This is a genomic window from Aeromonas sp. QDB17 (assembly GCF_027705305.1).
Lineage (GTDB): Bacteria > Pseudomonadota > Gammaproteobacteria > Enterobacterales > Aeromonadaceae > Aeromonas > Aeromonas caviae.
Genome location: NZ_JAPDBP010000014.1, coordinates 20,776 through 42,143, shown reverse-complemented (window position 1 = coordinate 42,143; position 21,368 = coordinate 20,776). Strand labels below are relative to the sequence as shown.

The following is a 21,368-nucleotide window of genomic DNA, read 5'->3' as shown; positions in this document are numbered from 1 at the left end:
AAGTAGGCGTTGATGGTCACCGTGCGGCGAATAATCGTCCTCCGGCGTTGACTGGGGTATACTGCCCTTCATTTGTTGACCTGCCCGTTCGATGGCAGGCCGCCGCGGCAAGCGGCGAGTAATCGTCCCTAGAGTGCTGACCGGGGTATAATGCCCCCAGTGTCACGCCAAGAACCGGAAAGCGTCATGTTTGAGAATTTGACTGAACGACTCTCGCGCACCCTGCGCAATGTCAGCGGCCGCGGCCGCCTGACCGAAGAGAACATCAAGGATACCCTGCGCGAAGTCCGCATGGCGTTGCTCGAGGCGGACGTCGCCCTGCCGGTGGTGCGCGATTTCGTGGCGCGCGTTAAGGAACGTGCCGTGGGCCAGGAAGTGGCCAAATCCCTGAGCCCGGGCCAGGCCTTCATCAAGATCGTCCATGGCGAACTGGTCACCGTGATGGGGGAGGCCAACGAACAGCTCAACCTGGCTGCCCAGCCGCCGGCCATTATCCTGATGGCAGGTCTTCAGGGGGCCGGTAAGACCACTACGGTCGGCAAACTGGCCAAACTGCTCAAGGAGCGCAGCAAGAAAAAGGTGCTGGTGGTCAGTGCGGACGTCTACCGTCCGGCGGCGATCAAGCAGCTTGAGACCCTTGCGGGCGACATCGGTGTCGACTTCTTCCCGAGTGATGCCAGCCAGAAACCGATCGCCATTGCCACTGCCGCCATCGATCAGGCGCGCAAGAAGTTCTATGACGTGGTGATCGTCGATACTGCCGGTCGTCTGCACGTCGATGGCGAAATGATGGCGGAGATCCAGGATCTGCACGCCACCATCAAGCCGGTCGAAACCCTGTTCGTGGTGGATGCCATGACAGGCCAGGATGCTGCCAATACCGCCAAGGCCTTCAACGAAGCGCTGCCGCTCACCGGTGTGATCCTTACCAAGGCAGACGGTGATGCCCGCGGTGGTGCCGCCCTGTCGGTTCGCCATATCACCGGCAAGCCGGTCAAGTTCATCGGTATGGGTGAGAAGACCGATGCGCTGGAGCCGTTCCATCCGGATCGTCTCGCCTCCCGCATCCTCGGCATGGGGGATGTGCTCTCTCTCATCGAAGAGGTGGAGCGCAACGTCGATAAAGAGAAGGCGGCCAAGCTGGCCAGCAAGGTCAAGAGCGGCAAGGGCTTCGACCTGGAAGACTTCCGTGAGCAGCTGGCCCAGATGCGCAACATGGGTGGCATGATGGGGATGCTCGACAAGCTGCCCGGCATGTCCGGCCTGCCGGACAACATCAAGGATCAGATGGATGACAAGCTCACCGTGCGGATGGAGGCCATCATCAGCTCCATGACGCCGAAAGAGCGTGCCCATCCCGATCTCATCAAGGGCTCCCGCAAGCGCCGCATCGCTGCGGGCTCCGGCATGCAGGTCCAGGATGTGAACAAGTTGCTCAAGCAGTTCACCGAGATGCAGCGCATGATGAAGAAGATGTCCGGCAAGGGCGGCATGCGCAAGATTATGGGCCAGATGAAGAACATGCTGCCCCCCGGATTCGGTGGTGGCGGTCGCGGTCCGTTCTGATTTTCCTGCTGGTCAGGCAGAAAGGCTCACCCTGGTGAGCCTTTTTCATGCCAATCCCTGCGCAAAAAATAGCTGGCTTGGTTGCAATTATTACGAATCCAAGTAGAATTACGCGGCTTATTTTAAGCTAGGGTCTGCGTATTTGCAGGCCTTGTTCATTAGATGTTTATGAGGACGATATGGTAACCATTCGTTTACAACGTGGTGGCGCGAAAAAGCGTCCGTTCTACCAGGTAGTAGTTGCTGACAGCCGTAACGCCCGTGACGGTCGTTTCATCGAGCGCGTCGGTTTCTTCAACCCGGTTGCTGCTGGTAACGCTGAAAAGCTGAACCTGGACCTGGCTCGTATCGAGCATTGGGTTGCTACTGGTGCCGCTGTTTCTGACCGCGTTGCCAAGCTGATCAAAGACGCTGCCAAAGCTGCTTAATCAGCCAAACGGTAGGGAGTTAAGGTGGAAAAACCTGTAGTTCTGGGCACCCTGGGGACCGTTTACGGGATCAAGGGCTGGCTTAAAGTGAACTCCTTCACCGATGTTGCCGAAGCGATTTTCGATTACAACCCCTGGCTGATCAATCAGAACGGGGCGTGGCGTGAAATCCGGGTGTCATCCTGGAAGCGTCACAACAAGGGTCTGATCTGCAAACTCGATGGTATCGATGTGCGTGAGGATGCCCTGGCATTGACCAACGTCGAGATTGGCGTCCCCGCCGATCTGTTGCCTGCGTTGCCCGAAGGGGAGTTCTACTGGCGTGACCTCATTGGTTGCACCGTGGTAACCACCAAGGGATACGACCTGGGCAAGGTGACCGAATTGATGGAAACCGGCTCCAACGATGTGTTGGTGGTTGAGGCCAATGTAAAAGATGCCTTTGGTGCAAAGGAGCGGTTGATACCGTTCCTGGAAGAGCAGGTGATCAAGAATATTGATCTGACTGCTCGAACAATCGAAGTTGATTGGGATCCTGGTTTCTAGTTTCCCGCGCTAACACGGGTGCCGGAGGTTTCTTATGTGGATTGGGGTCATTAGCCTCTTCCCGGAAATGTTCCGAGCCATTACCGAGCACGGGGTAACGGGTCGGGCCGTCAAGAGTGGCCTGCTGCAGATTGAGTGCTGGAACCCTCGGGACTTCACCCACGACAAACACCGTACGGTCGATGATCGTCCTTATGGTGGTGGGCCCGGCATGTTGATGATGGTTCAGCCGCTGCGTGATGCCATTCATGCAGCCAAGCAAGCGGCGGGAGACGGGGCGAAAGTCATCTATCTCTCTCCTCAGGGACGCAAGCTGACTCAAGCGGGCGTGACCGAGTTGGCGACGAATCAGAAACTGATTCTGGTCGCCGGTCGATACGAAGGTATCGATGAGCGCGTGATACAAACCGAAGTCGACGAAGAGTGGTCTATCGGGGATTACGTGTTAAGTGGTGGCGAGTTGCCTGCCATGACCCTGATCGATGCGGTTTCGCGTCTGGTCCCGGGGGTCTTGGGTGATCAGGCCAGTGCCGAGCAGGACTCCTTCACGGATGGGCTGCTGGATCATCCCCACTATACTCGGCCGGAGGTGTTGGATGGGCTGACGGTGCCCGAGGCGCTGACAAGCGGCAATCACGAAGTGATTCGGCGCTGGCGACTCAAGCAATCGCTCGGACGAACCTGGCAGAGAAGGCCGGAACTTATTAACAACCTAGCTCTGACTGACGAGCAAGAATCACTTCTTGCCGAGTATGTCCGCGAAGTGCGTGACAGCGTTAAGTAGAGTTTTCAGTTTATCCTAGGTAAGGAAAGACAATGAGCAAGATTATTCAGCAGCTTGAACAAGAGCAACTGCGTACCGACATCCCGGCTTTTGCCCAGGGCGACACCGTACGTGTTCAAGTTCGTGTTAAAGAAGGTGGTAAAGAGCGTCTGCAGGCTTTCGAAGGCATCGTGATTGCCAAGCGTAACCGCGGTCTGCACTCTGCTTTCACCGTTCGCAAGATCTCCAACGGCGAAGGTGTTGAGCGTGTATTCCAGACTCACTCTCCGCTGATCCACAGTGTAGAACTGAAGCGTCGTGGTGATGTTCGCCGCGCCAAACTGTACTACCTGCGCAACCTGTCCGGCAAAGCTGCTCGTATCAAAGAGAAGCTCAACTAATTCGATTCGAATTGGTGTCGGTATGTCGGCGAAAAGCTCGACAGGTAGTGAAAAGGCTCGCCAATGGCGAGCCTTTTTTGTATCCGCTTTCGGGTGTTCCAGCTCAACCTGGCTGGCTGACCCGCACCACCGAGTTGTCACGCCCGAAGGGGCCAGGCACATAGTCGTCCGCCTCCCAGTCGTTGTCATAAAGGGTTTCACCATCGGGTTGCACTAGCTGATAGCAATACTCGAAATGGCTGGGGCCATCGGTCGGCAGGTTGAGTGTCGCCTTGAACTCCCCGTTTTTCATCCTCTTCAGTTCAATGGGCTGCCACTGGCTGAATTCACCCAGCAGCAAGACCTGCTCGGCATCGCCGGCGGCCTCCTTTTCGACGGCAAAGGTCACCTTGACCTCGGGACGCGATTTGAGGAATTGCTTGTTGATCGGCATATGGACTCCTTGTCACTGGCTGCGAAGAAAGTAGTGCTGGTTATTTTTATATCACTTTATGACAAGGATGTTGATAAACAGGATCAAAGGGGGAGGGCAAAATGGCGCTGTAGGAGTTGATGGGTGAACTCGATCTTGAGGTAGAAGCCCCGTGGTAGCGTCATGATGGGTTGGCCATTGCGGCCGATGGCGCGGGTCAGCGCCTTGCTGTTGGCCGCCTTGGGGCGCAGCTGCAATACCTGGCCGTGGCGGGCGCTGATCTGCTCCACTTCCCCCAGCACTATCATGTCCATCAGCTCTTCCCAGTCCTGGCGCAGCAGTCCTTCTTCCTCTTCATTCGGGCTCCATAGCAGCGGCATGCCGACGCGACGGTCGCCGACAGGGATGTCGCGGCTGCCTTCCACCGGGATCCAGAGCACCCGCGACAGCTTGTTGCGCACGTTCGACTCCTCCCAGCGCTGGCCGCTGACCCCGATGAGGGGGGCCACGCAGACAAAGGTGGTTTCCAGCGGGCGCCCTTGAGGATCGACGGGGATCGTCTTGAGCTCGATACCGAGATCCGGAAAATCCTGCTCGGGACGGCTACCTGCACTGGCCCCCAGCTGCCACTCGATCAACTGCCCTGTCCAGCCCTTGTCACGCCTGAGATCCCGCGGTACGGGGATGCCCGCCGTTGCGGCAAGCTGGGCCAGAGTGAAGCCCGCCATGGTGTAGGCTCGACTGAGCAGCTCTTGTTCTGACTGGGGATTGGCGGGCATGAGGGCTCCTCTGGAGATAATAGACATCGCAATACGGATCCTTGCATGGTGTCGCTGATTTTGTAACCGATCCTCGCCCGACTATACACAGGGAGACATGGGCGACAGAATTCAACATATCTAAATGATTTTAAAGGGTTTTACTTTATTTATCCAGTATGTTTGCCCACCGGATCCCCGCATAAACGAGTTGTCCAAGGGTTTGTGCGAGCTGTTGCACACAGTTATCCACAGAAATCTTGGATAACTGGCGTAAAGTGGTGAAAGGAAGCGTGGCACCAGAAATAAATGTGAGAGCACGCCGATTTTCAGCGCCATTTCGGTGCAGATAATGCGCCATATCTGTGGATAAATCCGTCTTGGTGGATCTTTGAGCAGTCGAACTTGTTCACAATTGACAGGCTGGATCCTCTTAGGCAAAAGACATGGATCTTGATCCAGCAATTAAACTATAACCTTATGTATTTAAATGTATATTTTGTTTTTAAGTGAATCGGGTATGATATGCTTCCGTGCAATGCCACAGTATAAAACTACTGTATATACCTGCTTGATCACAGGTTTATGCACAGTCTGGGTGGGCAACTTGCCTAGCATGACCCTTCAATTTGTTTATAACTTTGCTTGAAATGCCAAGTTATTCATGAATGGAAGATGACAGTCCCTGTTTGCCGCCACGGGGTGAATGTGGAACAATCTCGTTATAGATTCAGCCTTTATAAGGTGATCACGTGATAGATGGTGACGGATTTCGTCCCAATGTCGGCATCGTGATCTGTAACCGTGACGGACAAGTATTGTGGGCTAAGCGCTATGGGCAGCACTCCTGGCAGTTTCCGCAGGGGGGGGTTGATGATGGTGAATCGCCGGAACAGGCCATGTATCGTGAGCTGTATGAGGAGATAGGCCTCAAGCAGGACGATGTGACCATACTGGCGACCAGTCGCAACTGGCTGAAGTATCGCTTACCCAAACGACTCGTCCGCTGGGACAGTTCACCGGTCTGTATTGGCCAGAAGCAGAAATGGTTTTTGTTGCAGCTCGATCCTGGCAAAGAGGCCAGGATCCAGTTTGGCTGTCATGGTCACCCGGAATTTGATGATTGGCGTTGGGTCAGCTTCTGGTACCCGGTTCGTCAGGTCGTCTCCTTCAAGCGGGAGGTTTACCGCCGGGTGATGAAGGAGTTTGCCCCGCTGGCCATGCCAGTCCCCGTGGTGCAGGCTAACCGAAAAGATGGGCGGCGCAACCGCTCGCGTTAAGGAGCACAACTAGTTGCTGACGGAACTCAGACGCATCGTGGAAAGCATGGCCGAGGCCAACACCCTCGAACAGGCCTTGCAAGCATTGGTGAGCCAGACCCGGCTCGCCATGACGGTGGACTGCTGCTCCGTCTATGTGGCCGAGCCGGACATGCGCCGCTATCGACTGGCTGCGACCGATGGTCTGGCCGAATCGGCCGTGGGCAAGGCCACCCTGCCGTTCGAGCAGGGTATCGTCGGCCTGGTGGGTCAGCGTGAAGAGCTGATCAACCTGGCCGATGCCCCCTCTCACCCCAGTTTCAAGTTCCTGCCCGATGTGGCGGAAGAGGCGTTTCGCTCCTTCCTCGGCGCTCCCATCATGCATCAGCGTCAGGTGGTGGGGATTCTGGTCGTGCAGCAGAAGGAGAGCCGCCTCTTCGATGAGGGTGAGGAGTCCTTCATGGTCACCCTGGCGGCTCAGCTGGCTGCCCGCATCGCCCAGGCCCAGGCCAAGGGGTGGCTGCAGAAGACCGACTGGAGCAAGCCGCTGCGCGGTATTGCCGGGGCGAGTGGCATCGCCATCGCCAAGGCCTGGGTGTGGCGTCCGCGCAAGGCGCTCAATACCATCACGCCGCGCAAGGACGAGGATCATGCCAAGCAGCTTGCCCGTCTCGAGCTGGCGGTGGAGGAAGTGCGCCATGATCTGGAGAGCCTGGCACTGCGCTTTCGCGAGAGCTACAGCCAGGACTCGGTCGCTATCTTCGACATCTATCTGCACCTGCTTAACGATCCCGGCTACATCAAGCCCATCCGCAACAAGGTCAGCAAGGAACACTGGACGGCGATCTCGGCGGTCAAACTCATCAGCGATCGGCTGATAGAGCAGTTCAAGGGGATGAAGGATCCCTATCTGCGGGAGCGCTCCACCGATGTGAAAGACATCGCCCAGCGGCTCATCAGCCGGCTGGTGCAGGACGAACCCGAGCAGCTTACCATCGGCGAACCCGTGGTGCTGGTCGCCGATGAAGTGACGGCCACCATCCTTGCGGAGATCCCGAGGGAATTTCTGAGCGGTGTGGTGTCGCTCAAGGGCGGGACCAACTCCCATGCCGCCATCCTGGCCCGTGCCATGGGGGTGGCGGCCATCATGGGGGTGGATCTGCCCCTCGGTGACATCGGCGGTCGCACTCTGGTCATCGATGGCTACAGCGGCGATCTCTTCATCGAACCCAACCAGGTGATCCTGACCGAGTACCGGCAACTGCTGAGTGAGGAGCGGGCACTCGACACCCTGGTGCGTAGCGTCGACAACCAGCCCTCCGAGACTGCCGACGGCACCAAGGTCTCTCTGCTGCTCAACGCAGGGCTGAGTGCGGATACCGAGATCTCCCTCAATCATCTGGCGGACGGGGTCGGGCTCTATCGCACCGAGATCCCCTTCATGCTGCAGGACAGCTTCCCTTCAGAGTGGGAGCAGACTGCCCGCTATCGCGGGATCCTGGAAACCTATCGGGATCGCCCGGTTTGCATGCGGACTCTGGACGTGGGGGGGGACAAGCAACTGCCCTATTTCCCCATCGTGGAGGAAAATCCCTTCCTTGGTTGGCGGGGGATCCGGCTCACCCTGGATCACCCCGAACTCTTCCTAGTGCAGCTCAAGGCCATGTTGCGGGCCAGCGAAGGGCTGGACAATCTGGCCATCATGCTGCCGATGATCAGCAGCGTCAGTGAAATCAAGGCCTCCCGTCGTCTGCTGGATCAGGCGTGGCGCGAGGTGTCGGAAGAAGCGGCCAGCCGCGATGCGGTGATCCGCTACCCCAGTCTCGGGGTGATGATCGAAGTCCCCTCCGCGCTGTACATCCTGCCGGAGATGGCGCCGCTCATCGACTTCTGGTCGGTGGGCAGCAACGACCTGACCCAGTACCTGCTGGCGGTGGATCGCAACAATGCCCGTGTCGCCAGCATCTACGATGCCTTCCATCCCGCGGTGATCCGCGCTTTGCAGCTGCTGGTCGATGCCTCCCGGCGCTATCACAAGCCGGTTTCTGTCTGTGGCGAGCTGGCTGGCGATCCGGTCGGGGTGCTGCTGCTGCTGGCCATGGGCTATCGCCGTTTCAGCATGAATACCCACAACATCTCCCGCATCAAATACGTGCTGCGGCAATCCGACCTTGGCGAGTTGAAGGCGCTGATGGCGGATGGTCTCAAGCATGACAATCCTCACGTGCTGCGGGGCCTGTTTGCCCGATATCTGGAAGAGCACGGTCTGGGCGGATTGCTGCGGGCTGGGCACAAGGTCAGGCTGCCCGATTGATATTCCACCTTGTTACTGCGTAAGAATGATCGGAGAATGCGGCTTTTCTTATGATTGGGGCCGCCTATGCAGCACGACGGATATTGGGTTTTCTCGCAGATTGATCCCGTAGCATTCAGTTTGGGACCATTATCGGTACGCTGGTATGGTCTCATGTACCTGTTCGGTTTTGCCTTCGCCATGTGGCTGGCAGGTCGCCGCGCCGATGCACCCAATAGCGGCTGGACCCGCAACGAGGTATCCGACCTGCTGTTCTACGGCTTTCTCGGGGTGATCCTGGGAGGGCGCATCGGTTACGTGCTGTTCTATAACTTCGATCTCTTCCTCGCCGACCCGACCTATCTGTTCAAGATATGGACCGGTGGCATGTCGTTCCACGGTGGCCTCATCGGGGTGATCACCGCCATGATCTGGTTTGCCCACAAAACCCAGCGCCACTTCTTCACCGTGGCGGATTTCGTGGCGCCGCTGATTCCGTTCGGCCTCGGTGTTGGCCGCATCGGCAACTTCATGAACGGCGAGCTGTGGGGTCGGGTGACCGATGTCCCCTGGGCAATCATCTTCCCCGAGGCTGGCCCCGAGCCGCGTCACCCGTCCCAGCTCTATCAGTTCGCGCTGGAAGGGGTGGTGCTCTTCATCATCCTGAACCTGTTCTGGCGCAAGCACCCACCACGTGGCGCCATTTCCGGGATGTTCCTGCTCTTCTACGGTCTGTTCCGCTTCCTGGTGGAGTTTGTTCGTCAGCCTGACAGCCAGCTGGGTCTCTACTTCAACGAGATCAGCATGGGCCAGATCCTCTCTACCCCGATGATAGTGGCGGGTGCGCTCATGGTCTGGGCCGCCTACAAGCAGCCCCGTCTGTTCGGCAATGCACCCAAGGAGGCGAAGTAATGCGTGCCTATCTCGACCTGATGCAGAAAATTCTGGATGAAGGGACCGTCAAATCCGATCGCACCGGGACCGGGACCGTCTCCCTGTTCGGTCATCAGATGCGCTTCAACCTGGCCGAGGGATTCCCGCTGGTGACCACCAAGAAGTGCCACCTGCGCTCCATCATTCACGAGCTGCTCTGGTTCCTCAACGGCGATACCAACACCGCCTATCTGAAAGAGCACGGTGTCAGCATCTGGGACGAGTGGGCCGACGAGCACGGTGATCTGGGGCCTGTCTATGGTGCCCAGTGGCGCTCCTGGCCGGCGGCCGATGGGTCTGTCATCGACCAGATCCAGAAGGCGGTGGACGATATCAAGCACAACCCGGATTCCCGCCGCATCATCGTCTCCGCCTGGAACGTGGGCGAGCTGGACAAAATGGCGTTGGCACCCTGCCACGCCTTCTTCCAGTTCTATGTGGCGGATGGCAAGCTCTCCTGCCAGCTCTACCAGCGTAGTTGTGATGTTTTCCTTGGCCTGCCGTTCAACATTGCCAGCTATGCGCTGCTGACCCACATGATGGCGCAGCAGTGCGATCTGGAAGTGGGTGACTTTGTCTGGACCGGTGGCGACGTGCACCTCTATTCCAACCACATGGAGCAGACGGCACTGCAACTCACCCGCGAGCCGTGCCCCCTGCCGCAACTGGTGATCAAGCGCAAACCTGACTCCATCTTCGATTACAGATTCGAGGATTTCGAGATCCAGGGCTATGATCCCCATCCTGGGATCAAGGCGCCTGTCGCTATTTGAGTAGGTAATGAGCCTGGGGCGAGTATCGTCTCCCAGGTGACGATGAATCGACACTCAGCTGTTAGAGGCACCTTCGGGTGCCTTTTTGCATTTTCTGTGAATTAATATGCAACATTCCGGGTGGAGAGATGGCTCCTGAAAAGGGGAAATAACCTGCTTATAGCAGGCATTATCTGTTTTGCTTTCGGTTTTTTCGTTGTTATCAGCCGTAAGAAACGATTTTTCATTGAGCTACTCGAGCCCTAGACTGAAAAGATGCAATTTTATGGGTAGTTAGATATGAGCGATGTATTCAAGCGTTTTCTCAAACTGGAGTCCGCTTCCGGGATCATTCTGATCCTGGCCGCCCTGCTTGCCATCGGCCTGGCCAATTCGGCGCTGGCGCAACACTATCAGAGCTTCCTCAATACCGAGGTGCAGGTTCGCATCGCGGCCCTCGACATCAACAAGCCGCTGCTGCTCTGGATCAATGATGGCTTCATGGCGATCTTCTTCCTGCTGGTGGGTCTCGAGGTGAAGCGAGAGATGCTGGAGGGAGCGCTTTCCTCCCGGGTGCAGGCAACCTTCCCGGCCATTGCTGCCGTGGGGGGCATGTTGGCACCGGCACTCATCTATAGCTTCTTCAACTACGGGGACGAGGCGACCCGTGCTGGCTGGGCGATTCCGGCCGCAACCGACATCGCCTTCGCTCTCGGGGTCATGGCGCTGCTGGGCAAGCGGGTACCGACCAGCCTCAAGGTCTTCTTGCTGGCGCTGGCTATCATGGACGATCTGGGGGTCATCATCATCATTGCCCTCTTCTACACCCAGCAACTGTCGCTGACTGCGCTGGCGATAGGTGTGGTGGCCACCCTGGCCTTGCTCTGGATGAATCGCCGTGGTGAGGACAGGATTGGACTCTATATGCTGGTCGGCCTGGTGCTCTGGGTTGCCGTGCTCAAGTCCGGTGTCCATGCGACCCTGGCGGGGGTCATCGTGGGCTTCATGATCCCCCTCAACGGCAAGCGTTACGCATCGCCACTCAAGCATCTGGAGCATGTGCTGCACCCCTGGAGCGCCTTCCTGATCCTGCCACTTTTCGCTTTCGCCAACGCCGGGGTATCGCTGGAGGGGATCTACTTCTCGGCTCTGCTCAATCCGCTCCCCATGGGGATCATCCTGGGGCTCTTCGTCGGCAAGCCGCTCGGGATTTTCACCATCAGCTGGCTGGCAGTGAAATCAGGCATTGCCCAACTGCCGCAAGGAGTGAACTTCAGACAGATCTTTGCCGTCAGCATTCTGTGTGGCATCGGCTTTACCATGTCGATGTTTATCGCATCGCTGGCATTCGAGCATGGCGGACTGGACTACGGCAGCTACTCGCGCCTCGGGATCCTGGCAGGTTCCACACTCGCGGCTGTGATCGGTTACATCGCACTGCGGATATCGCTGCCCAATCGGGAGGCGAATCAAAGTACGGAGGGGTTATGAGAAAACTAGGATGGTTAGTCATGCTGGCGAGCCCTGCAATCTGGGCAAATGGCCTGGTCGATTGTCAGCGGGATGCCACCTCGGCAAGTTGCTCTGCCTATCTCAACGGGGTGGTCGACAGCGCACTCATGCTGGGGGACTCTCAGGTAAAAGCCCGGTTCGGAGAGACCTTCGCCGAACGGGCACTGAGCAGTCGTGCCGGCGAGCGAGTCAAGCTGTCCAACAAGCGCTATTGCACCGAGCGAATGCCGGATGCCGGTCGTCTCAAGGCCCATCTGCAGGCACAGTTCGACGCGAACAAGGTTGACTCGATCAGCGACATGTATGACATTCTGGCGGTTGAACTCAGCTGCTACCGGAGCCCGCCTGGCGCGGGAACCCCATCGGATGTCACACCTTAACTACAACCATCTCTACTATTTTTGGATGACTCAGAAGAAGGGCTCCGTCACGCAGGCGGCGGAAGCCCTCTTTTTGACCCCACAGACCGTGACCGGTCAGATCAAGCTGCTTGAGCAGCGTCTTGGCGGCAAGTTGCTGATCAGAAAGGGGCGCTCCCTTGAGGCCACCGAGCTTGGCCAACTGGTATTTCGCTATGCGGACAAGATGTTCAGCCTCTCCTACGAGATGCTGGATATCGTCAACTACCGCAAGGAGAGCCAGATCCTGTTCGATGTGGGCATCGCCGATGCTCTCTCCAAGCGTCTCGCCAGCCGGGTACTGCTCTCCGTGATCCCCAATGACGGTTCCATTCACCTGCGCTGCTTCGAGTCGACCCATGAACTGCTCCTGGAGCAGTTGAGCGAGCACAAGCTCGACATGATCCTCTCTGATTGCCCGGTGGACTCCAGCCAGCATGCCGGGTTGCTGTCCAAGCGTCTGGGGGGATGTGGCGTCAGTTTCTTCTGCAAGGCGCCTCTGCCCTCCCAGCCTTTCCCTGCTTGCCTGGAAGAGCGCAAGCTGCTCATCCCGGGCCGCCGTACCGCCATGGGTCGTCAACTGACCCAGTGGTTCGAGCAGCAGGGGATTTCCCCCAGTATTCTGGGAGAATTCGATGATGCGGCGCTGATGAAGGCGTTCGGCTTCTTCAACCAGGGTATCTTCATGGCTCCGACCATCTATCGGGAAGAGATCCTGGAGGGGGAGGAGGTGATGCTGCTGGGTGAAACCCAGGATCTGATGGAGGAGTATTATGTCATCTTTGCCGAGCGGATGATCCAACATCCTGCGGTCAAGCGAGTATGCGAGAGTGATTTCTCCTTCCTCTTTGCCGGGCAGGAGGATTTCACGGCCATTCAGCCGGCAAGCCTCTCGTTTTAAATCGACGGTGACGGCGCTATGATGCCTGTCTTGGAAGAGGAGGGTGAGATGCAATTGGAAGAGATGGAAGCGAATGCCGGGCGTGCCGTCACCCTGCTCAAGGCATTGGCCAATGAGCGACGGCTGTTTATCTTGTGCCAGTTACTGGATAGGGAGCTGTCGGTCGGCGAGCTGAACGAGGTCTTGGGATTGAGCCAGTCAGCCATGTCGCAGCATCTGGCGGTGTTGCGCCGGGATGAGCTGGTGGCGACGAGGAAGGAAGCCCAGACGGTCTATTACTCCCTGCGCAGCCATGAGGTGCGCGAGATGATCGGATTGTTGCACAGACTGTACTGTAGCGACCCCAAATAAAAAACCGGCACTAGGCCGGTTTTTTCAGCTTTCATCAGCGGATGCTGATTAAGCCATGGCTTTGATCTGGGCAGACAGGCGGCTCTTGTGACGAGCAGCTTTGTTCTTGTGGATCAGGCCTTTGGTCGCCATACGATCCATGATCGGCTGAGCAACAGCGAAAGCGGCAGTGGCAGCAGCCTTGTCACCAGAGGCGATGGCAGCGATCACTTTCTTCAGGTAGGTACGGGTCATGGAACGACGGCTGGCGTTGTGCTGACGACGTTTCTCTGACTGAAGAGCACGCTTCTTAGCAGATTTGATGTTAGCCAAGGTAAAACTCCTAAAACTGTCTTAGCGAGTGTATTGAAAAGGCCCGGAAATATGCCTTCCCAACCACATATTGTCAAATGATTTGTGCAAATAAACACCGCCCCCCGGTGGTGTGTCAGATGGGAGACGGTTAAACTGTCGGCCGATTCTAACAGCATTCTTTTCTTTCCGACAGTTCCAGAGGCCTCGTCTTGAGTAAGAAATTGATCAAATCCGGCATGATAGTGTCCGGAATGACGCTGGCATCCCGTGTGATGGGCTTGGTGCGCGATGTGGTCATCGCCAATTTGCTCGGTGCCGGGGTGGCCGCAGACGTCTTCTTCTTCGCCAATCGCATTCCCAACTTCTTGCGCCGGCTCTTTGCCGAAGGGGCATTCAACCAGGCCTTCGTGCCCGTGATGACGGAGTACAAGAAAAATGGTGACGAGCAGGCGGTTCGGGAGCTGCTGGCGGCGGTGGCGGGCACCCTGGGTGGCATCGTCACCGTGGTCACCCTGCTCGGGGTGCTGGGTTCCGGTGTCCTGACGGCTCTCTTTGGCTGGGGCTGGTTCTGGGATTGGCTGCATGGCGGACCGGCGGCGGAGAAGTTCGAGCTGGCCAGTCTGATGCTCAAGATCACCTTCCCCTACCTCTGGTTCATCACCTTCACCGCCATGGCGGGGGCCATTCTCAATACCTTTGGCCGTTTTGCCGTGTCCTCCTTTACGCCGGTATTCCTCAACATCACCATGATTGCGGCGGCCTGGTGGATCGCGCCCTTGATGGAGCGCCCCGAAATCTCCCTGGCGATCGGTGTCTTCCTCGGCGGTCTGGTCCAGTTTTTGTTCCAGTATCCTTTTCTGCGCCAGCTCAACATGCTGGTCTGGCCCAAGTGGGGTTGGCACCATCCCGGGGTGGTTAAGATCCGTACCCTGATGATCCCGGCCCTGTTCGGCGTCTCGGTCAGCCAGATCAACCTGCTGATCAATACCATGCTGGCGTCGTTCCTGGCTACCGGTGCCATCAGCTATCTCTATTACTCGGACAGGTTGCTGGAGTTTCCCCTCGGTCTCTTTGCGGTGGCCATCAGCACGGTGATCCTGCCTGCCCTGGCCAGAAAACACGTGGATGCGGATCCGGCTGATTTCTCTCGCACCATGGATTGGGGGGTACGCATGGTGATGTTGCTCGGCTTGCCAGCCATGGTCGGCATCGCCGTACTGCGCGAGCCCATACTGCGGGTACTTTTCATGCGCGGTGAGTTCGGTCTGCACGAGGTGAGCATGTCCAGTGCGAGCCTGCTGGCCTCCACCACGGGGCTGCTCTCCTTGATGCTCATCAAGGTGCTGGCCCCCGGTTATTACGCCCGCCAGGACACCAGGACGCCGGTGCGTATCGGCATCATGGCCATGGTAGCCAACATGGTGTGCAACCTTATTTTCATCTATCCGCTCGGCTACGTCGGGCTGGCGCTGGCGACCGCCTGCTCCGGCACGCTGAACGCCGTACTGCTGTTCAAGGGGCTCTATCAGCAGGATGTCTATCGCCCTTCCCGCAACACCGGGCTGTTCTGCCTCAAGCTGCTGGCGGCAACGGTCTTGATGGGGGGGCTTCTGGCCTATCTGTCACCGGATCTCGCCCAATGGGGTGCCTGGAGCATGGGCAAGGCCAGCCTGGAGTTGACCCTGCTGCTCTGCCTGGGCGGAGCGTTGTATGGCATTGTCCTCTTGGCATTGGGGATCCGGCCACGGCACCTGAGAGCCGGTCAGCAATAAGGAGTCAGCTGCAAGGGAGGGGGACAGTACAGGGGAGATGGGGGAGCGGCCTCAGGGGCTGTCGGGTTGGCCCGCCAACGAGGTGCGATGCTCCTGGCCGAGTCCGAGAAGCGGGCGTGATGGCTAAATCGGGTCAACGGCAGGGCTGACCCTGCCTGCTGCCTGATATATAATCCGCCGATTTCCATGGCAGCAACGCACAAGGCACTGATGGAGCTTATTCGCGGCATTCACAATATCAAGCCCCGTCACCGGGGCTGTGTATTGACCATAGGCAACTTCGATGGGGTTCATCAGGGGCACCATGCGGTGTTGGCCCGTTTGCAGGAGAAGGCCGCCCAACTTGGCCTGCCGGCCTGCGTCATGTTGTTCGAACCCCAGCCGCTGGAGCTGTTTGCGGGCAGTGCCGCGCCCGCCCGCCTCAGCCGCTGGCGGGAGAAGTACGAAGCCCTCAAGGGAATGCAGATCGATCGCATGCTCTGCGTGCGTTTCACCCATCGTTTTGCCGAGCAGGCAGCCAGCACCTTCATCGAGCAACTGCTGGTGGAGAAACTCGGCGTGCACTATCTGGTGGTCGGCGACGATTTTCGCTTCGGCAAGGGGCGGGAAGGGGACTTCCACCTGCTGGAGGAGGCCGGTCGGCGCTTCGGGTTCGAGGTGATCAGCACCCAGAGTTTCCAGCTTTCCCGCCAGCGGGTCAGCAGCACCCTGGTGCGCGAGGCCCTCAAAGCGGGCCGCATGGCGGAGGTGGAGCTGATGCTCGGTCGCCCCTATGCCATCAGCGGCCGGGTGGCCCATGGCGACAAGCTGGGGCGCACCATAGGTTTTCCCACCGCGAATCTGGCCCTCAAACGCCAGGTTGTCCCGGTCGGTGGCGTGTTTGCGGTGGAAGTGATATGTTCCGGCAAGACTTTCCCCGGTGTCGCCAATGTGGGTGTACGTCCGACCTTGAGCGGTACACGAGCCAGATTGGAAGTACATCTATTTGATTTTTCTGGTGATCTATATGGTCAGCAGGTCAAGGTGCTGCTTCGCCACAAGCTGCGCGAAGAGCAGAAATTTGACTCTTTCACCGCCTTGAAAGAGCAGATCGAACGAGATGCCCTGGCGGCCCGAGCCTGGTTCGGGCTGCCACAATTTCATTTACCCAGCACTCTTTTAGAAAAGAAGGGAACCCAGGACTGATGAGCGACTATAAACACACCCTGAATCTGCCGGAAACCGAGTTTCCGATGCGTGGCGATCTGGCCAAACGCGAACCCAACATGTTGAAACGTTGGTACGATCAGGATCTTTACGGCGCCATTCGCCGCGCCAAAGCGGGTAAGCCTTCTTTCATTCTGCACGATGGCCCCCCCTATGCGAACGGCAGCATTCACATCGGTCATTCGGTCAACAAGATCCTCAAAGACATCATCATCAAGTCCAAGGGCCTCTCTGGCTTCGATTCCCCCTATGTGCCGGGCTGGGATTGCCACGGTCTGCCCATCGAGCTGAAAGTGGAAGGCATGGTCGGCAAGCCGGGCGAGAAGGTTTCCGCCGCCGAGTTCCGCGCCGAGTGCCGCAAATACGCCAAGACCCAGATCGAAGCGCAGAAGACCGACTTCATCCGTCTGGGCGTGCTGGGTGACTGGGAACACCCCTACCTGACCATGGATTTTGGGACCGAAGCCAACATCATCCGTTCCATGGCCAAGATCGTTGAAAACGGCCACCTGCATAAAGGCTCCAAGCCGGTGCACTGGTGTACCGATTGCGGCTCCGCGCTGGCTGAAGCAGAAGTGGAGTACTACGACAAGAACTCCCCCTCCATCGACGTGCGCTTCAAGGCCGTCGACGAGGCTGCCGTTGCCGCCAAGTTTGATTGCGCCGAAGGCCACACCGGCAAGGGCGCGCTCTCTGCCGTGATCTGGACCACTACCCCGTGGACCCTGCCGGCCAACCGCGCCATCGCCATGCATGCCGATCTCGACTACGCGCTGGTGCAGGTTGAGGGCGACAATCCCGAGCGTCTGATCTTGGCCGCTGAGCTGGTGAAGGATGTGATGGATCGCGCCGGCATCGAGCACTTCCACAACCTGGGCTACGCCAAGGGTGCCGCACTCGAGCTGCTGCGCTTCAACCACCCCTTCTACAGCTTCGACGTGCCTGTGGTGCTGGGTGACCACGTCACTCTGGACGCCGGTACCGGCGCGGTACACACCGCCCCTGGTCACGGTCAGGAAGACTTTGTGGTCGGTCAGAAGTACGGTCTGGAAGTGGCCAACCCGGTTGGCAGCAACGGCGTCTATCTGCCGGATACCGAACTGTTTGCCGGCCAGCACGTGTTCAAGGCCAATACGGCCGTGGTCGAGGTGCTGACCGAGCGTGGCGCCCTGCTGCACCACAAGGTGTTCAACCACTCCTACCCGCACTGCTGGCGTCACAAGACCCCGATCATCTTCCGTGCTACCCCCCAGTGGTTCATCAGCATGGAGCAGAAGGGTCTTCGGCAGCGTGCCCTGGAAGAGATCGAGCGTATCGAGACTCAGGGCATTGCCGAACACGGCCAGAGCGGCTGGGTCCCGGCCTGGGGCAAGAATCGCATCCAGGCGATGGTCGAGAACCGTCCCGATTGGTGCATCTCCCGTCAGCGTACCTGGGGCGTGCCCATCTCCCTGTTCGTTCACAAGGATACCCAGGCGCTGCACCCGGATTCCGTGCGCCTGATGGAAGAGGTGGCCAAGCGGGTCGAGCAGTCCGGCATCCAGGCCTGGTGGGATCTGGACAAGGCCGAGCTGCTGGGCGCCGATGCCGACAACTACGAGAAAGTGCCTGACACTCTCGACGTCTGGTTTGACTCCGGTTCTACCCATGCCTCCGTGGTCGATGCCCGTCCCGAGTTCAACGGCAAGCCGGCCGACATGTATCTGGAAGGCTCTGACCAGCACCGTGGCTGGTTCATGTCCTCCCTGATGATCGGCGTGGCGATGAAAGACAAGGCTCCCTACAACCAGGTGCTGACTCACGGCTTCACCGTTGATGGTCAGGGTCGCAAGATGTCCAAGTCCATCGGCAACGTGGTGAGCCCTCAGGACGTGATGAACAAGCTGGGTGCCGACATCCTGCGTCTGTGGGTAGCGAGCACTGACTACACCGGCGAGATGACCGTCTCCGACGAGATCCTCAAGCGCTCCGCCGACGCCTATCGTCGTATCCGCAATACTGCCCGTTTCCTCTTGGCCAACCTGAACGGCTTCAATCCGGCGACCGACATGGTGGCGCCTGCCGACATGGTCGTGGTGGATCGCTGGGCCGTAGGCCGTGCCAAAGCGGTACAAACCGAGATCGTGACCGCGTTCGATGAGTACAACTTCCACGGCGTGACCCAGAAGCTGATGCAGTTCTGCTCCATAGAGATGGGTTCCTTCTATCTGGACGTCATCAAGGATCGTCAGTACACCGCCAAGGCCGACAGCCTGGCCCGTCGCTCCTGCCAGACCGCCCTCTATCACATTGCCGAAGCCATGGTGCGCTGGATGGCGCCGATCATGAGCTTCACCGCCGACGAGATCTGGGCCCTGCTGCCGGGTGAGCGCGGTGAGTTCGTGTTCACCGAGGAATGGTACGACGGCCTGTTCGGGCTTGAAGCGGGCGAAGTGCTGAACGACGAGTTCTGGGCCGAGATCCTCACCGTGCGCGGTGAAGTGAACAAGGCGCTGGAAGTGGCCCGTGGCGAGAAGCGCATCGGCGGTTCTCTGCAGGCCGAGCTGACCCTGTTCGCCAAGCCTGAGCTGGCCGCGCGTCTGAACGCATTGGCCGATGAGCTGCGCTTCGTTTTGCTCACCTCCAAGGCCAAGGTCGTCAGCGTCGATGTCGCACCGGCAGAGGCCGTGGCGACCGAGCGCGATGACCTGTGGCTCTGCGTGGCCCAGTCAGCTGCAGCCAAGTGCGACCGCTGCTGGCACCATGTAGAGGACGTGGGTACCATCGCGGGTCACGAAGAGATCTGTGGCCGCTGCGTCACCAACGTCGAGGGTGACGGCGAAACGCGTCAATTTGCCTGATGAACATGACTCAACATAAAAGCGGCCTGCGTTGGCTGTGGCTGGCAGTGCTGGCCTTTGTTCTGGACCAGGCGAGCAAGCTCGCCGTGGTCAAACTGCTGCCATTTGGCTACCCGGGGGTGGAGATCACCCCCTTCTTCAACCTGGTCCATGTCTACAACAAGGGAGCGGCTTTCAGCTTCCTGGCGGATCAGGGAGGCTGGCAGCGCTGGTTCTTCGCCGTGCTGGCGTTCGCCATCTGTGGCCTGCTGATCCACTGGCTGCGCAAGCAGTCGGTCACCCAGCGCTGGAGCGGTATCGCCTACAGCCTGATCATCGGCGGGGCGCTCGGCAACGTGTTTGACCGGCTGGTGCTGGGCCATGTGGTCGACTTCCTCGACTTCTATTGGCAGCGCGCCCACTGGCCGGCGTTCAATCTGGCCGACAGCTTCATCTTCATCGGTGCCGCCATGATCGTGCTGGACGGCTTCCGTGGCGAGAAAAAACAGGACGCGACCTCATGAGCCAGCTGATTGTTGCGGACAGCAGCGTGCTGTTCCATTTCTCTATCAAACTGGAAGATGGCTCGGTGGCCGACAGCACGGCGCTGCACGGCAAGCCTGCCCGTCTGCGGATGGGAGACGGCAGCCTGACGCCGAGCTTCGAGCAATGCCTGCTGGGGCTGCGCGAAGGGGAGAGCAAGAGCTTTACCCTGGCGCCGGAAGAGGCATTCGGCCTTTCCAATCCTGACAACATCTACCATCTCGATCGCGCCAAATTCGGTAACGAAGTTGAGCCCAAGGTGGGTACCATCATTCTGTTTGACCAGCCCAACGGCAGCGAACTGCCCGGGATCATCCGGGCGGTGGAAGGGATGTCGGTCACGGTCGATTTCAACCACCCCCTGGCTGGTCACACCGTCACCTTCGAGGTGGAGATCCTGGGGGTTGATGACGAGGAGAAGGTGCACTGATGGATATTCTGCTGGCTAACCCCCGTGGCTTCTGTGCCGGTGTCGACCGGGCCATCAGCATCGTCGAGAGCGCGCTGGAGAAGTTCGGTGCCCCCATCTATGTCCGCCATGAGGTGGTGCACAACCGCTACGTGGTGAACAAGCTCAAGGAGGCGGGCGCCGTCTTTGTGGAGGAGCTGGATGAGGTGCCGGATGACAGCATCGTCATCTTCTCTGCCCACGGTGTCGCCAAGGTCGTGCGCGAGATGGCCAAATCCCGCGCCCTCAAGGTGTTCGATGCCACCTGTCCGCTGGTGACCAAGGTGCACATGGAGGTCCATCGCGCCAGTCGCAAGGGCTCCGAAGCCGTGCTCATCGGCCATGCCGGCCACCCCGAGGTGATCGGCACCATGGGACAGTACGAGAACAGTGAGGGGGGCATGTATCTGGTGGAGACGCCGGAAGATGTGGCCAAACTCAAAGTGAAGAACCCGGACGATCTCTGTTTCGTCACCCAGACCACCCTGAGCGTGGACGAGACCTCGGATGTCATCGATGCCTTGCGTGCGCACTTCCCCAAGATCCAGGGGCCGCGCAAGGATGACATCTGCTATGCCACCCAGAACCGCCAGGATGCCGTGCGGGAGATGGCCGGACTGGTGGACGCCATGCTGGTGGTGGGGTCGCGCAACTCTTCCAACTCCAACCGTCTGCGGGAGCTGGCCGAGAAGGTGGGTGCCAAGGCCTACCTCATCGACGATGCCTCCATGATTGAGCCGCAATGGCTGGACGGGGTTGCCCGTATCGGTGTCACGGCGGGTGCGTCAGCCCCCGATGTGCTGGTTCAGAATGTCATTGCTCGTCTGCGCGAGCTGGGAGGCAAGATAGTGACCGAGCATCCTGGCCGGGAAGAGAATGTGGTGTTTGAAGTGCCGCCCGAGCTTAGAATTATTTGAATGTGGCCAGGATGGCCTGAGAATAAAGAGTTATGTTCCTGATGCCGGATTTGTCGTTGCGACCTATCCGGCATTAGACTATGTGAACCGCCAGTC

22 protein-coding genes are annotated in these 21,368 nt (G+C 58.6%); 19 read left to right on the top strand and 3 right to left on the bottom strand.

The window, feature by feature from the left end; all coding sequences use genetic code 11:
* Positions 1-186: 186 nt before the first annotated feature.
* From ffh to rplS, 5 genes are all read left to right on the top strand, one after another.
* Positions 187-1,566, top strand: a complete 1,380-nt coding sequence (gene ffh / locus OKC41_RS12925) for a signal recognition particle protein (protein ID WP_201895044.1) — start codon at positions 187-189, stop codon at positions 1,564-1,566.
* Between the two features lie 179 nt (positions 1,567-1,745).
* Entirely contained in the window at positions 1,746-1,994 is a 249-nt protein-coding gene (rpsP, locus tag OKC41_RS12920) for a 30S ribosomal protein S16 (RefSeq protein ID WP_010673084.1), read from the top strand.
* 24 nt (positions 1,995-2,018) lie between these two features.
* Positions 2,019-2,540, top strand: coding sequence for a ribosome maturation factor RimM (rimM, locus tag OKC41_RS12915; protein ID WP_039039979.1), 522 nt, complete (start codon positions 2,019-2,021; stop codon positions 2,538-2,540).
* 34 nt (positions 2,541-2,574) lie between these two features.
* A complete protein-coding gene (trmD, locus tag OKC41_RS12910) occupies positions 2,575-3,324 on the top strand; it encodes a tRNA (guanosine(37)-N1)-methyltransferase TrmD (RefSeq protein WP_010673086.1) in 750 nt (249 codons plus the stop codon).
* A 32-nt stretch (positions 3,325-3,356) separates the two neighbouring features.
* Positions 3,357-3,704 carry a 50S ribosomal protein L19 gene (gene rplS, locus OKC41_RS12905; RefSeq protein WP_005313505.1) on the top strand — a complete coding sequence of 116 codons (348 nt, stop codon included), beginning with the start codon at positions 3,357-3,359 and terminating at the stop codon, positions 3,702-3,704.
* 103 nt (positions 3,705-3,807) lie between these two features.
* Here rplS and OKC41_RS12900 read toward each other — a convergent pair whose 3' ends face one another.
* Together OKC41_RS12900 and mutH are read right to left on the bottom strand one after the other, a co-directional pair.
* Positions 3,808-4,137 (bottom strand): isoamylase early set domain-containing protein, encoded by a 330-nt coding sequence (locus OKC41_RS12900; RefSeq protein ID WP_010673087.1) that lies wholly within the window; start codon positions 4,135-4,137, stop codon positions 3,808-3,810.
* Between the two features lie 83 nt (positions 4,138-4,220).
* Positions 4,221-4,895 carry a DNA mismatch repair endonuclease MutH gene (gene mutH / locus OKC41_RS12895; protein ID WP_161470798.1) on the bottom strand — a complete coding sequence of 225 codons (675 nt, stop codon included), beginning with the start codon at positions 4,893-4,895 and terminating at the stop codon, positions 4,221-4,223.
* Between the two features lie 731 nt (positions 4,896-5,626).
* On the opposite strand from mutH, the gene rppH reads away from it, so the two are divergent.
* The 8 genes from rppH to OKC41_RS12855 all read left to right on the top strand — a co-directional run bounded on the left by rppH (position 5,627) and on the right by OKC41_RS12855 (position 13,273).
* Positions 5,627-6,154, top strand: coding sequence for an RNA pyrophosphohydrolase (gene rppH, locus OKC41_RS12890; protein ID WP_041210952.1), 528 nt, complete (start codon positions 5,627-5,629; stop codon positions 6,152-6,154).
* Positions 6,155-6,167: 13 nt separating this feature from the next.
* On the top strand, positions 6,168-8,447 hold the full coding sequence (ptsP, locus tag OKC41_RS12885; RefSeq protein WP_041214477.1) for a phosphoenolpyruvate--protein phosphotransferase: 2,280 nt from the start codon (positions 6,168-6,170) through the stop codon (positions 8,445-8,447).
* A gap of 66 nt (positions 8,448-8,513) precedes the next feature.
* Positions 8,514-9,338, top strand: a complete 825-nt coding sequence (gene lgt / locus OKC41_RS12880; RefSeq protein ID WP_039039982.1) for a prolipoprotein diacylglyceryl transferase — start codon at positions 8,514-8,516, stop codon at positions 9,336-9,338.
* Entirely contained in the window at positions 9,338-10,132 is a 795-nt protein-coding gene (gene thyA, locus OKC41_RS12875; RefSeq protein WP_201895042.1) for a thymidylate synthase, read from the top strand. Before lgt ends, thyA begins: the two co-directional genes overlap by 1 nt.
* A 279-nt stretch (positions 10,133-10,411) precedes the next feature.
* Complete coding sequence (nhaA, locus tag OKC41_RS12870) at positions 10,412-11,602, top strand: Na+/H+ antiporter NhaA (RefSeq protein WP_010673093.1); 1,191 nt, start codon at positions 10,412-10,414, stop codon at positions 11,600-11,602.
* Positions 11,599-12,003, top strand: coding sequence for a hypothetical protein (locus OKC41_RS12865; protein WP_041201435.1), 405 nt, complete (start codon positions 11,599-11,601; stop codon positions 12,001-12,003). The genes nhaA and OKC41_RS12865 overlap by 4 nt, the downstream gene beginning before the upstream one ends.
* Positions 11,990-12,922, top strand: coding sequence for a transcriptional activator NhaR (gene nhaR / locus OKC41_RS12860; protein ID WP_010673095.1), 933 nt, complete (start codon positions 11,990-11,992; stop codon positions 12,920-12,922). Before OKC41_RS12865 ends, nhaR begins: the two co-directional genes overlap by 14 nt.
* A gap of 48 nt (positions 12,923-12,970) precedes the next feature.
* The gene (locus OKC41_RS12855) at positions 12,971-13,273 is read left to right on the top strand and encodes a metalloregulator ArsR/SmtB family transcription factor (RefSeq protein WP_029313781.1); all 303 of its coding nucleotides are present in this window, start codon (positions 12,971-12,973) and stop codon (positions 13,271-13,273) included.
* 48 nt (positions 13,274-13,321) lie between these two features.
* On the opposite strand, the gene rpsT is transcribed toward OKC41_RS12855, so the two are convergent.
* On the bottom strand, positions 13,322-13,585 hold the full coding sequence (gene rpsT, locus OKC41_RS12850; protein ID WP_005308808.1) for a 30S ribosomal protein S20: 264 nt from the start codon (positions 13,583-13,585) through the stop codon (positions 13,322-13,324).
* Positions 13,586-13,776: 191 nt separating this feature from the next.
* Between rpsT and murJ the strand changes: the two genes are divergently transcribed.
* From murJ to ispH, 6 genes are all read left to right on the top strand, one after another.
* Complete coding sequence (gene murJ, locus OKC41_RS12845; RefSeq protein ID WP_029313784.1) at positions 13,777-15,339, top strand: murein biosynthesis integral membrane protein MurJ; 1,563 nt, start codon at positions 13,777-13,779, stop codon at positions 15,337-15,339.
* Between the two features lie 210 nt (positions 15,340-15,549).
* Positions 15,550-16,524, top strand: coding sequence for a bifunctional riboflavin kinase/FAD synthetase (ribF, locus tag OKC41_RS12840; RefSeq protein WP_201895072.1), 975 nt, complete (start codon positions 15,550-15,552; stop codon positions 16,522-16,524).
* Positions 16,524-19,385 (top strand): isoleucine--tRNA ligase, encoded by a 2,862-nt coding sequence (gene ileS, locus OKC41_RS12835; RefSeq protein WP_270672067.1) that lies wholly within the window; start codon positions 16,524-16,526, stop codon positions 19,383-19,385. Before ribF ends, ileS begins: the two co-directional genes overlap by 1 nt.
* Positions 19,385-19,888 (top strand): signal peptidase II, encoded by a 504-nt coding sequence (gene lspA, locus OKC41_RS12830; RefSeq protein WP_010673100.1) that lies wholly within the window; start codon positions 19,385-19,387, stop codon positions 19,886-19,888. The genes ileS and lspA overlap by 1 nt, the downstream gene beginning before the upstream one ends.
* Positions 19,885-20,337 (top strand): FKBP-type peptidyl-prolyl cis-trans isomerase, encoded by a 453-nt coding sequence (fkpB, locus tag OKC41_RS12825; RefSeq protein WP_010673101.1) that lies wholly within the window; start codon positions 19,885-19,887, stop codon positions 20,335-20,337. The genes lspA and fkpB overlap by 4 nt, the downstream gene beginning before the upstream one ends.
* A complete protein-coding gene (gene ispH / locus OKC41_RS12820) occupies positions 20,337-21,272 on the top strand; it encodes a 4-hydroxy-3-methylbut-2-enyl diphosphate reductase (RefSeq protein ID WP_039039990.1) in 936 nt (311 codons plus the stop codon). The genes fkpB and ispH overlap by 1 nt, the downstream gene beginning before the upstream one ends.
* Positions 21,273-21,368 lie beyond the last annotated feature (96 nt).

Bases quoted from the DNA above. Each gene is read 5' to 3' on its own strand.
- rpsP (WP_010673084.1), top strand. From the start codon at position 1,746: ATGGTAACCATTCGTTTACAACGTGGTGGCGCGAAAAAGCGTCCGTTC.
- rplS (WP_005313505.1), top strand. From the start codon at position 3,357: ATGAGCAAGATTATTCAGCAGCTTGAACAAGAGCAACTGCGTACCGAC.
- ribF (WP_201895072.1), top strand. From the start codon at position 15,550: ATGGAGCTTATTCGCGGCATTCACAATATCAAGCCCCGTCACCGGGGC.
- OKC41_RS12900 (WP_010673087.1), bottom strand. From the start codon at position 4,137: ATGCCGATCAACAAGCAATTCCTCAAATCGCGTCCCGAGGTCAAGGTG.
- ispH (WP_039039990.1), top strand. From the start codon at position 20,337: ATGGATATTCTGCTGGCTAACCCCCGTGGCTTCTGTGCCGGTGTCGAC.
- nhaA (WP_010673093.1), top strand. From the start codon at position 10,412: ATGAGCGATGTATTCAAGCGTTTTCTCAAACTGGAGTCCGCTTCCGGG.
- OKC41_RS12855 (WP_029313781.1), top strand. From the start codon at position 12,971: ATGCAATTGGAAGAGATGGAAGCGAATGCCGGGCGTGCCGTCACCCTG.
- thyA (WP_201895042.1), top strand. From the start codon at position 9,338: ATGCGTGCCTATCTCGACCTGATGCAGAAAATTCTGGATGAAGGGACC.
- lspA (WP_010673100.1), top strand. From the start codon at position 19,385: ATGAACATGACTCAACATAAAAGCGGCCTGCGTTGGCTGTGGCTGGCA.
- OKC41_RS12865 (WP_041201435.1), top strand. From the start codon at position 11,599: ATGAGAAAACTAGGATGGTTAGTCATGCTGGCGAGCCCTGCAATCTGG.
- ffh (WP_201895044.1), top strand. From the start codon at position 187: ATGTTTGAGAATTTGACTGAACGACTCTCGCGCACCCTGCGCAATGTC.
- lgt (WP_039039982.1), top strand. From the start codon at position 8,514: ATGCAGCACGACGGATATTGGGTTTTCTCGCAGATTGATCCCGTAGCA.
- nhaR (WP_010673095.1), top strand. From the start codon at position 11,990: ATGTCACACCTTAACTACAACCATCTCTACTATTTTTGGATGACTCAG.
- fkpB (WP_010673101.1), top strand. From the start codon at position 19,885: ATGAGCCAGCTGATTGTTGCGGACAGCAGCGTGCTGTTCCATTTCTCT.
- mutH (WP_161470798.1), bottom strand. From the start codon at position 4,895: ATGCCCGCCAATCCCCAGTCAGAACAAGAGCTGCTCAGTCGAGCCTAC.
- ileS (WP_270672067.1), top strand. From the start codon at position 16,524: ATGAGCGACTATAAACACACCCTGAATCTGCCGGAAACCGAGTTTCCG.
- trmD (WP_010673086.1), top strand. From the start codon at position 2,575: ATGTGGATTGGGGTCATTAGCCTCTTCCCGGAAATGTTCCGAGCCATT.